Here is a 14,490-nt window from a genome sequence, read left to right on the forward strand (position 1 = left end):
TTTATTTTAATAATTTTTTATATACTTTTAATAATTTTTTGCTTTCTTTCTCCCAATTATATCTTTTTAAAATAGCTTTTTGTCCATTTTCTCTCATTTGTTTTGCTTGTTCTGGATGTTTTATGAAATGTTCAATTGTCTCAGCAATTTTTTTAGGTTTTTTTGGATCAACACAAAACCCACAATCATTTTTTTCTATAATTTCTTTCCATAAGGGAAAATCAGATGCAATTATTGGCAATTTATTTATCATATATTCAAAAATTTTATTTGGGATTGCATTAATGTGATTTGGTTCAGGGAGAAAACAGATAAGACCTATATTAGCATTATTCATGTGTTGATATGCTTTTTTTTGAGGTAAGAACCCTAAGAAGTTGATACTATTCCATTCTGCCATACTCTTAATCTCTTCTTCAAACTTTTTTTCAGAAAATTTACCAATTAATGTTAATTTTACATTATATTTAGAATTAATATACTTTAAAGATTTAATAATTTTTTTAATTCCTCTTTCTTTTGACAAACCACCAACATAAATCAATTCAATATATTTTTTTGAGTTTGCTTCTTTTTTCTTTTCTTCTTTTGGAAATAAAGAAAGAATAGGATAATTTTTAATATCAATTACATTATTTTGTTTAAAATTACTTTTAATATTTGGTGTAGCAGTGATAATATAATCTAATTTTTTAGATACCCATTTTTCAAATAAATTAAATAAATTAGAAATTATTTTTCTAAATATTTTAGGAATCCAATGTTTAGATAAAATTTGTTTAGTAACATCTTCATGAACATCGTAAATTATTTTTGCTTCTGTTTTCTTTTTTAGTTTTAGCATCCATGGCAATAATTCTGGATCATGAAAATGATATATATCTGCTTTTTGTTTTAAGGCTTTTCTATAGGTTAAATAATCTAGTTTTAAAAATCTTTTAATTCTGTTTCTAGATTTTGGAATAGCAATTATTTTTATTTTATCTATTGTTTCATTTTTATTATGCTGGGCGATTAAAGTAACATTGTAACCTGAATTAACTAATGTTTTAGTTTGTTTATAAAAAATTCTTGTATCAAGCAAAGGATGAACAGACGTAAGAATGCAAATTTTATTCATATTTTCTATTTAAGTTTTCTTTTGGTAATAAATATAATAATAATAAAGCGAGTAAAAGGCCGTGCGTGATAAAGGCAGTAAGCAAAGCTGTTCCTCGGATGGATAATATAAATGTTGCCAGAACTGCCATTACTACTTTAATATTTTTTTTATAAGAAATATTGTCTATTAATTTTAGGATAAATGATAATATTATAGCCCATAACAGCATGCCTAAAAATCCAAAATTTATGTATCCATCGCTAATAATTCCATTATTGGGATTACCTGCTGGGTTGCTTAAGTAGTTTTTTGCTATAAGTTTCGAGGGAGATAATTCATATGGATAATTTATGAAATTTTGAAAAAAGTGATGCTGAGAAAGATATGTATATGGATTTTCTGAAAAAAAATCATAGTAAAAAAATGATAATTGTGCTGGCACTAGTAAACTTCGTCGTATAGCAAAAGAAGGGGGTAAGAGGTCATTTGTTGTGTAATAAATTAGTACACTTAACAATATTAATCCGATCAAGCTAATTGTTATTCTTGAATAAAAGTTTTTTTTATTTAAAGCCCAAATTAATACTAATATAAATGGTAATATGAATAAATATAATTTATTTCCTGTTCCAGAAAATAACAATATTTGAAGCAATGTGGTTAATATAAGTAATCCCCATTTTTTTTTAATTAAAAATATTGTAAAAAATAAAGGTCCTATAATTTTTGCAAACCAATTTAATGTATAATTAGCAAGTAAGACATGTAGATTAGCATAGCTAGAGCGTATTTCATATACATTTCTGATATTAAAATTTATTTGGAATCCTAAGTATTTATAAATAAAAATAAAAGATAAAGTTGAAATAATGATAAATATTGTCCATATAATAGCTTTAGATTGTTTTATTTTTTTAATATTTAATTTAAGAGGGATAGCTTGTATTATCAAAGAAATTATTATCCAGAAAAAAGTGGAGGCATACATAAAGATTCTTGATTCATCCATTAGGCAGAAAAGAGTAAGCATTGGAATATAAGATATTAAAAATAGCATCCATAAAATTATATGAGATGGTTTTTTTGTTTTTTTAGGAATGAGAACAAAAACAATGAAAAGTAATAAATATGATTCAATTAATTTAAAAGAATTAGGTTGAAATACAAACTTAGAGTAAGCCCAAAAAGGAGAAATAATCAAATAATAGGATAGATCTAAAATAACTCTATAAATAATTATAAGAGTAAATATTTTTATTTTGTTTTTTTTAATTACTAATGCTTTTAGCATCTTTATTTATTTTATTTATTGGAATAACCAAATATTTTTCTTTTGAGATTAATTTATAAAAATTTTCAAAGAGTCTTTTCCATTTAGGCGTGAATAATTCAGTCATATAACAATTATGCCAAAGAAAAACAAAAATACCGTTATAATTTTTAGTCTGATTCAATAATTTAATTATTTCTTTAAAAGCCTCAGAATAAGATAATTTTTTATTGTCTAGAGTTCCATCCATAACAATTAATGGAATTTCCCAAATATTTATAACTTTTTTTTTCAAAATATTGAAAGGCTTAAATGGATAACATACTCCACATCTGAATCCATTAAAATTTGCATAACATAATGTTGTGTCATATTTTAAGTCTGCATTTTCCCATGTTTCCCAACTTTTTGGTCCAGCCCATTTTAGATAATGTTGTCTGCCGCTAGTAATTTTTTTGTTGATAATTTTTTCAAATTCTATTTTTTCTTTCTTTATAATTTTTGGATTATTATAGGCCCTGAATCCTGTCTGAATTCCTATTTCAAATTTTTCTTTTTTTAATTTTGCAATTATTTTTTTTAAAATAGGATTTGATAATAAATATCTTTTATTATCAGTCATAAAATAAAAAGATGATTTAAATTTGTATTTTTTTTCTAAATTGATTATATAATTTAGAAAAATATCATGGTATGGATCGTTTTTTAGTTTTATTTTTACTTTAATATAATCAAACAAAATTTTTATTAATTTTTTAAAAGCCAATTTTTTAATTGTTTTTTTAATGGCAATTAGTGGTGGATACCATTTATATCTATCAATTTCATCAACATCATGAGTTAGACAAATAGTAAATTTTCTTTTCTTTCTTGTTTGTTTTATTTTTAAAAATTTTAACATATTCCAGAGCATTTCTGTATATTCATTTGTTATTGGTCTATGCAAAAATTTTTGTTTATAGGCTAGTGATTCTGTTGGTATAAATCTGTTATATTTATCTCGTTTTTTTATAACATATTCTTCCCATCTAGTAAGCATAAAAAAACAAGAAGCAAATATATCTATTTTGCAAATAATTTTATTGTCAGATATTTCTAATGCATTGTCTCCATATATAATTGGTAAATTTTTTTTTGAGGCAAATTTATTATTGGATTTTTGAAGAGGTAATTGAGCTATATTTTGAGTAGATAAGTAATTTTGATTTTTAAAATTAGAAAAAAACGAATCCTTAATGATTAATTCTTTTTTGTTTCCTAAAATAATTTTATAATCGTTTTGATTGTAAGTTTCAATTTGATATTTTAATCCTAAAAATTCATTAAATAAGGTTGATATAATATATTTTCTTTCTGCCAAAAAATTGTTTGGGATTTTAATTATCATTATAGTATTATTTATTTTTTAATTTTATATATGATCATGGATATTATTTGTTTTAAGGAATTATTTTTTATTTTATTCATTATATTATAAAAATTTACCATAATATAGTTTCCTTTAGAAAATGTCCATTTTAATCTACAGCTTTTGCATCCAGGGTTATAGCAAAGAATAAACTCAGGAGTTTTTAAAAGTTTGGTTATTTCTATCTTTAAAGTTTTTTTCATACTAGTTGTTTTTGCATAAGCATCTCCTAATTTTCCTTCAGATAAAATTGCATTAAAATTTTTATATAATGGCAAAAACTTTCTAAAACCAGAAACACATGCTTCTGGCCAATTAATTTTAAAAAGTTTAATATCACCATTTTTATTAATATAATTTATTCCTAAATTGCGTTGTTTTTTTTGTTTTAACCCGGCTAATTTTATTGCTACATGAGTTGTCCCAACCCCGACTATCTTGTTATCTTTTCCTATATTTAAATTTTTTGCATTTTTATTTGACATTATCCGTAATGGATTATAAGCAAAATTATTTGCTGTATGATTTTGCATCAAGTTCTTGGCATCATGCCCTATTGCTACAAATTTTTGAATTGGGTGATGACTACGAAACATTTTTGGATGATTTACCATTGTATTAACAAATATTCCAGCATATGAATGTGTTTTATTGTTGCTAATTTTCTTCCAATTTTTCTTTGAAAGAGGGAGTTTATAGCAAGAAACAAAAGCTTCAGAGACAATGGTGCCCGTTTCTCCAATTATATCAAGAAGCGCTTCAATCAACGTATTGGCCCCTCCTTTAATTGGTCCAATTGATTTCATTGAAACTTTCAGGTTAACTAGATCTCCCTTTTTGAGTCCTAAATTATATAGATCTTTTATTATTGTTTCCTTGTTATGTTTATGTTTTTGTTTCATTATTTTTTCTATAATTTTGAAAAGAAATTATTGCTTTGTGCTTGTTAATTGTTTTCTTTGCTTTTTCAATTGTTGGTGGAGAAATAAAAATATTATTATATACTGCTATGCCTCTATTTGTTTTTATTGCTCTGTTGTGTAATTTAATAATTTCTTGAGCTTCTGTTATTTCTTTTTTTGAAGGAGTATATAGTTTTTCTACTATTGGAATTTCGCGAGGAGACATGACTAACATGCCTTCGAATCCTACTTGTTTTGCTTGTTTAATATGTTCTTTTAGGCCTTCAAAATTACCTATATCAACATAAGGTGTATCAATTGCTGATATTTTTGCTGCTTTGGCAGCCATAGAAATCATGTGTCTTGGGACTAATATTGATGTTCCGATAGAATTATGTTCACCTTCTGTTTCTTGCAAAAAATCTTCACTCCCAAAAAGGAGTCCTTTTATTCTGGGTGACGAAAAAGCTATGTTATAAACATCAAGGACAGCTTCAGGAGTCTCAATAAGCGCTATAATATTAAAGTATCCTATAGGCAGTTTTAACTCTTTTTCTTTGGTGGCCAATTTTTCACTGAATAATTTAATGCATTTTGTATTATAGATTTTTGGGAATACAAATCCAGTAAGATTTTTAGATGCTATAGCATTTATGTCTTTTGACAAAAAGCCACTTTCTATTGAATTGACCCTAACATAAATTGGCCGATTATCTACAATATTAGATTCTAGGACTTTTTTGATCATTTTCCTTGCTTTGCTTTTACTGTTTTTAGGAGTTGCATCTTCAAGGTCCAGAACCACTACATCTGCATTAGTAGAAAATGCTTTTTTAATGTATTTTTCATTATGCCCAGCACTGAATAAAAGGGTTCTTATTATTAATTTTTTTGAATATTTTTTTTTCATAATTTTTTATTTATTTTTTTTAGAAATCAATATTGTTCTTTCAAATGTTAGTACTTCTTTATTTTTTTGATTATATGCTGATGTTTTAATATGTATAATCCCTCTGTCATTCTTGCTTTTTGACTTTCTTTTTTTTAGCACAGTTGACTTTGCTTTTATTGTGTCATTAATAAATACAGGATGTTTATGTATTATTTTGTCATAGCTTAAATTAGCAATAGCTTTACCACTTATATCCCTTACAGACAATCCAACAGTTAAGGAGAAAATCAGTGTTCCGATAACAAGAATTTGTTTATGTTGTGATAATTTTGCGTATTCAATATCAAGATGTATTGGATGATGATTCATTGTTAATAATGAGAATAAATTATTATCAGATTCGGTAATAGTTTTTTTTGGTAAATGCTCAAAAACATCTCCAACATTAAATTCTTCAAAATATCGTCCAAATGCATATGATTTATATTTTTCTGTTTTCATTTTTTTATTTTTATTAATTTTTTAAATAATTTTTAATAATTTTTATTTCTTGTATTTTTAATAATTGTGCAAAGAAATAATAGAATGTAGCAAGAATAATTCCAGAAATAATAAATTTAAACCCAAAAGGAATAACGCCACTAGAATATGAGAGAAGATAAGGCTTTAGAAGTAATGATATTGCCCCAAGCAAAATAGATAGTGGGATTATTTTTAATATTTTTTTCCATGATATTTTAAAATCTTCATTTTTAAAATATTTATTTTTTATCACCTGATAGTAAAGAATAAATCCAGTGATTGAGGCAATCGATGTTGCCAGTGCAATTCCTTTTACTCCAAGTATTTTTGATAAAATAATATTTGCAACGATATTTATGCTAATTATTATGGCAGACAATATTAATGGTGTTTTTGTATTTTTAAAGGAATAAAATATTTTAGTTAAAAAATAATTTGCAGATATTGCGAATAATCCAATTAAATACATTATAACGGTTGGATATGTTAATTGCGTGCTTGTATTCGTAAATGCTCCTCTTTGAAATAAAAATTTTGTGATTGGTTCAGCTAACACAATCATTATTACAGAAATTGGGATTATTATAGACCAAGAAAAATTGATTGCTTTTTTTAATATTTTACTATAATCTTTTTTCTTGTTTGAATTTATTGCCATAGAAGAAAATGTTGGAAAAATAGCAATAGTCAATGGTATCATTAGAAGGCCTAATGGAATGGTGTATATTCTTTGAGCAAAGTTTAAAATTGCTATAGACCCAACAGAGAGAGTAGAAGCAATTATTTTGTCTATTAATTGATTCAACGTATTTAATCCACTAATTAAGATTAATGGTAAAAGAATAATTAAAAAGTTTTTTATTTCTTTTTTTTGCCATTTTTTTAAATTAAATTTTTTAAAAAAATTCCATTTTTTGTATAAAAATAAAAAAAGCAACAAGAAAGAAAAACACGAGGAAAGCAATACTCCGTAGACCCAGCTATTTATCCCTATATTATTTGTAAATAATATTAAAGAAAGAACAATTATAATATTTCCAATAAATCCAATCAATATTGGGTATAGAAATTGTTTTTTTGCTTGAAAGATTCCAGTAAAAAAGCCAATAAATACAGTCATGAATCCCATTGGAATCAAGTATTTAGTGAGCTTTATTGTTAAATTAAATCTTTCTTTATCAAATCCATAAGCAAATAACTTGACGAAAAAAGGAGTAAATAAATATATTCCAAAACAAAGTATGGAAGTAATTATAATCCAGATAAAAAATATTTGATTAATAAATATTTTTGCTTTTTCAAGGTTTTCTTTTGTTTTTTTTAAATAAATAGGGATAATTAAGGTCCCTAATCCACCTGATATTAACCCCATAATTGACAAAGGGATCATTAGTGCTACTAAAAAGGCATCAGTTTGCGAAGAGGTGCCAAAGTATTTAGCAATAAGTATTTCTCTAAAATAGCCAATTATTTTAGTTAAAAACAAAAAAATAGAAATTAAAATAGTTGCTTGGGCTATATTTTGTTTTTTAAAGATATTATGATTTTTTCTTTTTAAAATAAATTTTCTATTTTTTGTCATTATAATATAAGTGTTTTTACAATTTGTTTTGATGTTTTTCCATTTCCAAAATAGTTTTTTTGTATTTTAGGAGTTTGAGAAGAGAGTATGTTTTTTAATATTATTTTTTCTTCTATTTTTACTAATTTATTCCATTCATTGTTTAATGTTTCTGGCCATTCTGTTTGGTCTCGGAGTGTTATGCATGGGGTTTTGGTAAAATATGCCTCTTTTTGTAATCCGCCAGAATCAGTGATTACTTTTTTGGCATTTTTTAAAAGCCATATCATGTCAAGATATCCTATTGGTTTAATAATATTTATTTTTTTATTAACTTTATCCAATAGTTTATATTCTCTCAGATATTTTTCTGCACGAGGGTGACAGGGAAGGACTATATTCTTAATTTCACAAAAAGCGTTAAAAATTTCTTTCATTTTATTTCTATCATTTGTATTTTCTGCTCTATGAATAGTTGCAAGATAATATTTCTTGGGTTGCAAACTCAGTATTGTTAGTATTTTTGATTTTCTTTCAGCCATTTTTATATTCTTTAAAAAAACATCATACATAATGTCTCCGACATTATAGACATTTTTAAAAATACCTTCTTTTTTTAAATGTATAACTGCTGTTTTTGTTGGACAAAATAGATAATCAGAAATATGATCAGTTAGAATGCGATTTATTTCTTCTGGCATGTTTTTATCAAAGCTTCTTAAGCCAGCTTCTACATGAGCTACTTTTATTTGAAGTTTGGTGGCTACTAAAGCGCAGGCAACCGTAGCATTAACATCACCAACCACAATAACTAAATTAGGTTTTTCTTTTAAGCAAATCTTTTCAAACTCAATCATGGTTTTACCAGTTTGTTCTCCGTGTAATCCCGCCTTAATGCCTAAGTTATATTTTGGTTTAGAAATTTTTAGTTCTTTAAAAAAGGAGCCAGACATATTATAGTCATAATGTTGACCAGTGTGAATCAGAATAGGGTTAAATTGTTTGTGCTTTTTAAACTCCTCCATTAAAGGGGCGATTTTCATGAAATTTGGTCTTGCGGCGGCAACACATATAATTTTTATCTTTTGTTTAGTCATATGATTTTTTGAACCACTTGATGGTTTGTTTTAGCCCTTTTTCCATGTCGTATTTAGGTTCCCAATTAAATGTTTTCTTGGCTTGGGTGTAATCAAGGCAGCTTGTTATTTGTTCGCCTGGTAATTTTGGTCCGTGTTTTTCTTTAAAATTTGTTTTTAAATTTTCTTGTATTTTTTTGAAGATAGTATTGACATCTGTTTGTTTTGAAGTGCCAATATTGAATATGCCGGTTATGTTTTTTTCAAATACATCCATATTTGCTCTTACTACATCTTTGACAAAAACATAGTCACGAGTTTGTTGGCCATCACCATTTATTGTTGGTTGTTCATTTGTTAACATTTTATTACAAAAAATAGCAATTACGCCTGCTTCTCCTTGTGAATTTTGTCTAGAGCCATAGACGTTTCCATGTCTTAAGCTCACAAAAGGAAGATTAAATATTTTAGAATAATAATTCAAGTATTTTTCAATTGTTAATTTAGCAATGCCATAAGGAGAAACAGGGGATTCAATATGAGTTTCTGGTGTTGGGATTATATTTGTATCTCCATAAATTGCTCCGCCAGAAGAAGAAAAAATAAATTTGGATATTTTTTTTAATTCAGGCGATGAATTTATGAGATTAAAGTTTTTGATTAAGTTTAATGTGCCTAAAATGTTTATTTTTGCATCTGTGATTGGATCTTCGACTGATTTACGAACATCTATCTGGGCTGCTAGATGAAAAATGATATTTGGTTTTTCTTGTTTAAAAATTTGAGAAATATTTGAAGATTGAATGTCTGTTTTATAAAATTTTGCCTGGCTATTTAAATTTTCTTTTTTGCCTGTTGATAGATTGTCGATAATAAAGACTTTATATTTTTTGTTAATTAATTCATCTACTAAATGAGAGCCAATAAAACCAGCACCACCTGTTACTAGTATTTTAATTTTATTTTTTTTCATTTTTTTGAATTAAATTAATTTTATTTTTCTCTTTTTTGTATTTTTTTTGGCAAATATTACAAATTGTTTCTTGTTTTTTGAATTCTATTTTATTTCCACATTCACAAATCCAGCCGATTTGTTTAGCAGGTACTCCCACTGCTAAGGCATAATCAGAGATATCTTTGTTCACTACTGCCCCGGCTCCAATAAAAGAATGTTTGCCAATAGTAATACCACAGATTATAGTAGCATTGGCTCCAATTGAAGCTCCGGTTTTAACTAAAGTAGATTGCCATTGACCGTATTGAGGATATTGTTTTTTAGGGTATTTGGCTCTTGGATTAGGGTCGTTTGTGAAAACAACTGATGGTCCGACAAAAACATAATCTTCTAAAGTAATTAAGTCCCAAACATCAATATTGGATTCTAATTTAATATTATTGCCTAGTTTTGTTTTTGAGCCAATAAAACAATTATGGCCAATAGTACAATTTTCCCCAATTTTGGCATTACCAAGTATTTGGCAGTGTTGCCAAATTTTTGTATTTTTACCAATGATTGCTTTATTTGATATTTCAGAAGTTTTATGATGCCAATGATTCATATAATTTTTCTATTAACTTAGTTGATTTTAGCGCTTGTTTAGGAGTTATTCCTTTTCCTTTTAATAAATCTTGATAAACATTTCTATGTAAATTTTCATAAGAAAGATTATCTTTGGATGAGAAATTATAGTTAATTCCATTAATTTTAAATATTCTTTTTTGCTTGTTCTTTGGCGTGTCAGTGCTTATTTTCCAATTACAAATATAGTTTTTTCCTTTGATAATCCCTGTGCCGGTTTTGTCATTTAATGTTAATGTTTTGGATTCAATTGGTGTCCCAAATAGATAAATCAAAATATCAAAATAATGAATGCCTAAATTAAAAAGAACACCGCCTGATCTTTGTTTTTGTCCTTTCCAAATTTTGTAGTACCACTTATCTCTATGAGCAGAGATATCCATTTCTATTTTATATTGAGTGTTTTTGTTTATTTCTTTTTTTAATTGTTTAATTTTAGGATGATGTCGTAATTGTAAGACAGTAAAAATATTTGGGTATTTTGCTAATTTTTCTATTTGTTTTAAATTAATTGTTAATGGTTTTTCGCAAAGAACAATTTTTTTGTTTTTAGCAGCCATTAAAGCCATTTCAAAATGCAAATCATTGGGGGTTAAAATAACAATGCAATCTGTTTTTGGATTTTTAATTATTGTTTGCCAGTTATTTTGTCCGTGAGCAGTATTTATTATGTCAATAATCTTTCCTTTGGTGTAATAAATTGCTTCAGCATGTCGTGGCATTATAAAGCCAGTTCCGATAATAGAATAGTTCATATTTTTATAATTCAATTTGTTTTGCTTGTTTTATAATTTTTTTAAGTGATTGGCTGGTTATAAATAAAAGACGTTTTTGTATTGTCTGGATTTGATAGCATTTCTAGTATCAACAACTAGGGCTGATTGCTTAGCAAGGACATCATAATTAAACCCAGAATGTTTTGCCAAGATTACAACACAGTCATAATTTTTTAAAACTTCAGGAGTATATTTGATTGATTTGAATGCTTGCTGGCCTATTTTAATTTCTTTGACATGGGGGTCAAAATAATCTATTTTTGCTCTTTTTTTTATTAAATCAGTCATGATCGGATAGGCAGAGGATTCTCTTGTGTCGGCAATATCTTTTTTATAAGCTACTCCCCAAATTAGAATTTTAGAATTATTAATTGCTTGCTGATTTTTATTTAAGGCAGTTATAATTTTAGTGACAATATAATGAGGCATTTGCTGGTTGATTTCTCCGGCCAGTTCAATAAATCTAGTATAAAAATTATATTCTTTGGCCTTCCATGACAGATAAAATGGATCTAATGGGATACAGTGTCCGCCTACTCCAGGGCCAGGATAAAATGGCATAAATCCATACGGTTTTGTACTGGCTGCCTTAATTACTTCCCAGATATCAATGTTCATTTTTCCACAGACAAGCGCAAGTTCATTAATCATTGAAATATTCACAATCCTGAAGATATTTTCTAGTAGTTTGGTCATTTCAGCTGTATCAGGGGAGGAAACTATTATGGTTTTAGGAATAAATGATTTATAGAGCAAGCTGGCTAGTTGACTTCCATTAGCAGTAATGCCACCAATTACTTTTGGTATGTTGGTTACATTGTATTTTTTATTGCCAGGGTCAATTCTTTCCGGAGAAAAAACTAGCCAGAAATCTTTACCAACTTTTAATTTTGATTTGGCTAGAATTGGCAATAAAACTTCCCGAGTTGTGCCAGGATAGGTAGTGCTTTCTAATATTATTAATTGACCTTTTTTAATGTATTTTTTGATTGATTTAGTTGCCTCTTTTAATGCGGAAATATCAGGTTGTTTATGTTCATCTAAAGGAGTTGGTACACAAATAATAATAACATCAACTTTTGCTAAAATGCTTTTATTTGTTGATGCTATTAGTTTTTTATTTTTAACAACAGCTTGTAATTCAGATGATTTTATATCTTTTATATATGAGTTGTGATTATTAATGGCTTTGACTTTGTTTTTATCTGGTTCAATTCCAAAAACTTTGAATTTTTTGGTAGCCAAGGCGATTGCTAAGGGTAGTCCAACATATCCCAGTCCAATAATTCCTATTTTAGCTGTTTTGTTTTTGATTAGTTTTGTTAGTTTTTTCATTGTTTTTAAATAAATTGTCTTACAATCATAGCAAATAAACAAAATAAAATCAATTGTTGTTTATTTGTTTAATTATGGTATTATATAAACATATGAGTGATAAAATTGAACAAATTCTGATTAAAATAATTAAAATTGGTGTAATAATTATTTTATTTTTGCCTATTTTAGTTTATAAGCAAGTTCTTTTTCCATATGTTTTTGCTAAAATCTTGGTTTTTCAGATTATGGTTGAAATAATTTTGGCTATTTGGTTGGTGCTTGTTGTTAATAATCAAGCATATAAAGTAAATTGGAAGAATCCGCTAATCATGGCTGTCACAACCTTTATGGGAATGTTGACTCTAACAATGTTTACGGGTGTTGATATTTCTAAAAGTTTTTTTGGAAATCAAGAAAGAATGAGTGGACTTTTCAGTGTTTTACATTTTTATGCTTTTTTTATTATTTTAACCAGTATTTTTAAACAATGGAAAGATTGGCAAAAGATTATTTGGTCTAGTTTGTTCTGTTCGGTTTTAGTCGGCGTATATGGACTGGGTCAAAAGCTAGGCCTTGATTTGTTGATAAAAAACAAGGCATTGCAAATGAATTCAACCTTTGGCAATCCTATTTATTTAGCAGTATATTCAATGTTAAATATCTTTCTGGCCATTATTCTACTGTTAAAAGAAAAAATAAAATTAAGTCAAATCTTGGCTGGTTTGGTTGTTGTTTTTAATTTAATCATTATGTTGCTAGCTGCTTCAAGGGGAGTGATATTAGCTTTTGGTGGTAGTTTGTGTTTGTTTTTTATTTTGTTGGTATTTCTTTCTCAAAGTAAAAAAATAAAAATAGGGCTTAGTTTTTTAATCATAATTATTGTTAGTTGTTTTATTCTTATTCAAATTCCTCAAATTAAAACACAACTGACAAATGCTCCTATTTTTGTTAGGCGGTTGGCATATTTTTTTAATAGTTCAAAATCAAGATTAATATCTTGGGAGATTGGCTGGCAAGGGTTTAAAGAAAAACCACTGACTGGTTGGGGCTGGGAGAATTATGATGTTGTTTTTAATAAACATTATGACCCTTGGTATTTAAGCAAAGGATATAATGCTACTTGGTTTGATAGGTCTCATAATCAAGTAATAGATTTATTAGCCATGACTGGTATTTTGGGAGTGTTGTCTTATTTGATAATTTTTGGCATTGTTTTTTGGTTATTATTTAAGAAAATAAAAATACTGGATAATTTAAAACAGAAAATTCCTTTTATTCTTTTAGTTTTAATGTTTTTAGCGTATTTTATTCAAAATCTTTTTGTGTTTGATACGCCCTCGGCTCTAATTGTTTTTTATGTTGGTTTGGGATTGGTTTATTTTTTCACCAAACAACCAGTTTCTCAAATTAGCACACCAGCCCCCAAGTATTTTCCATTGCCATTACTAATATTTTTAATTATTATATGTTTACCCTGGATAATGTATGAGTATAATATCAAGCCGTTTTATCAGTCAAAATTAGCCATGAAAGGCAATAATGCCACTAAGATAATTAACTTAAAAGCAGGATTGCCATGGTATGAAAAATCTTTGCAAGAGCAGAGTTTTGTCAATCCAGAGATTGCTACCCAGATGTCAATGAAAATAGCAGTTGAATACAAGGATTTAGAAAAAGCTGATTTGCCAACCTTAAAACAAGCGACTGAACTGGCTATCAGGGAATATGAGCAAAGTGTTATGCAGCATCCTTTTAATGCTCGACTTTGGCTATACTTGGGTCAATTATATGGGTTGGGGTCAAATTATAATAGAAATTATATTGATAAAGCAGAGGAATGTTTAATAAAAGCTAAAAATTTATCGCCCAGAAGACAGCAGGTCTACTTTGAGTTGTCTAGGATATATGGATATAGAAATGAATATAGTCAGGCAGTTGATTTTTTAAAGCAAGCCATGGAATTAGATACTAGCATAGCTACTCCAATCACAAATTTAAAAAGATTTTTAACAGCATTAGAAGAAATAGACCCAGAATTAGTAGCCACTACTAGAGAGTGGTTGACTGAATTAAATAAAAAATAAT

The 14,490-nt window shown here is 27.1% G+C and carries 13 protein-coding genes; 1 reads left to right on the forward strand and 12 read right to left on the reverse strand.

What is annotated here, in order from left to right:
- Position 1 precedes the first annotated feature (1 nt).
- The 12 genes from ISS06_02020 to ISS06_02075 are packed head-to-tail and all read right to left on the reverse strand — an operon-like array spanning position 2 to position 12,423.
- Positions 2–1,120: a glycosyltransferase family 4 protein gene (locus ISS06_02020; GenBank protein MBL7053957.1), complete on the reverse strand. Its 1,119-nt coding sequence runs from the start codon at positions 1,118–1,120 to the stop codon at positions 2–4.
- The gene (locus ISS06_02025) at positions 1,113–2,393 is read right to left on the reverse strand and encodes a hypothetical protein (GenBank protein MBL7053958.1); all 1,281 of its coding nucleotides are present in this window, start codon (positions 2,391–2,393) and stop codon (positions 1,113–1,115) included. Before ISS06_02025 ends, ISS06_02020 begins: the two co-directional genes overlap by 8 nt.
- Complete coding sequence (locus ISS06_02030) at positions 2,371–3,759, reverse strand: polysaccharide deacetylase family protein (GenBank protein ID MBL7053959.1); 1,389 nt, start codon at positions 3,757–3,759, stop codon at positions 2,371–2,373. Before ISS06_02030 ends, ISS06_02025 begins: the two co-directional genes overlap by 23 nt.
- A gap of 11 nt (positions 3,760–3,770) precedes the next feature.
- Complete coding sequence (locus ISS06_02035; GenBank protein ID MBL7053960.1) at positions 3,771–4,682, reverse strand: AAC(3) family N-acetyltransferase; 912 nt, start codon at positions 4,680–4,682, stop codon at positions 3,771–3,773.
- A complete protein-coding gene (locus ISS06_02040) occupies positions 4,666–5,595 on the reverse strand; it encodes a CoA ester lyase (protein ID MBL7053961.1) in 930 nt (309 codons plus the stop codon). The genes ISS06_02035 and ISS06_02040 overlap by 17 nt, the downstream gene beginning before the upstream one ends.
- Before the next feature lie 3 nt (positions 5,596–5,598).
- Positions 5,599–6,075 (reverse strand): MaoC family dehydratase, encoded by a 477-nt coding sequence (locus ISS06_02045; GenBank protein MBL7053962.1) that lies wholly within the window; start codon positions 6,073–6,075, stop codon positions 5,599–5,601.
- Positions 6,076–6,088: 13 nt separating this feature from the next.
- Complete coding sequence (gene murJ / locus ISS06_02050; protein MBL7053963.1) at positions 6,089–7,678, reverse strand: murein biosynthesis integral membrane protein MurJ; 1,590 nt, start codon at positions 7,676–7,678, stop codon at positions 6,089–6,091.
- On the reverse strand, positions 7,678–8,739 hold the full coding sequence (gene wecB, locus ISS06_02055) for a UDP-N-acetylglucosamine 2-epimerase (non-hydrolyzing) (protein ID MBL7053964.1): 1,062 nt from the start codon (positions 8,737–8,739) through the stop codon (positions 7,678–7,680). The genes murJ and wecB overlap by 1 nt, the downstream gene beginning before the upstream one ends.
- A gap of 7 nt (positions 8,740–8,746) precedes the next feature.
- Positions 8,747–9,706, reverse strand: a complete 960-nt coding sequence (locus ISS06_02060) for a GDP-mannose 4,6-dehydratase (GenBank protein ID MBL7053965.1) — start codon at positions 9,704–9,706, stop codon at positions 8,747–8,749.
- Complete coding sequence (locus tag ISS06_02065) at positions 9,693–10,292, reverse strand: N-acetyltransferase (protein MBL7053966.1); 600 nt, start codon at positions 10,290–10,292, stop codon at positions 9,693–9,695. The genes ISS06_02060 and ISS06_02065 overlap by 14 nt, the downstream gene beginning before the upstream one ends.
- On the reverse strand, positions 10,273–11,067 hold the full coding sequence (locus ISS06_02070) for a Gfo/Idh/MocA family oxidoreductase (GenBank protein MBL7053967.1): 795 nt from the start codon (positions 11,065–11,067) through the stop codon (positions 10,273–10,275). Before ISS06_02070 ends, ISS06_02065 begins: the two co-directional genes overlap by 20 nt.
- A 57-nt stretch (positions 11,068–11,124) precedes the next feature.
- On the reverse strand, positions 11,125–12,423 hold the full coding sequence (locus ISS06_02075) for a nucleotide sugar dehydrogenase (protein MBL7053968.1): 1,299 nt from the start codon (positions 12,421–12,423) through the stop codon (positions 11,125–11,127).
- Positions 12,424–12,515: 92 nt separating this feature from the next.
- Here ISS06_02075 and ISS06_02080 point away from each other — a divergent pair, with 92 nt between their 5' ends.
- A complete protein-coding gene (locus ISS06_02080; protein MBL7053969.1) occupies positions 12,516–14,489 on the forward strand; it encodes an O-antigen ligase family protein in 1,974 nt (657 codons plus the stop codon).
- The last annotated feature ends 1 nt before the right edge of the window (position 14,490 follow it).

This window comes from Patescibacteria group bacterium, assembly GCA_016784145.1.
Lineage (GTDB): Bacteria > Patescibacteriota > Patescibacteriia > UBA2591 > UBA6264 > BS150m-G65.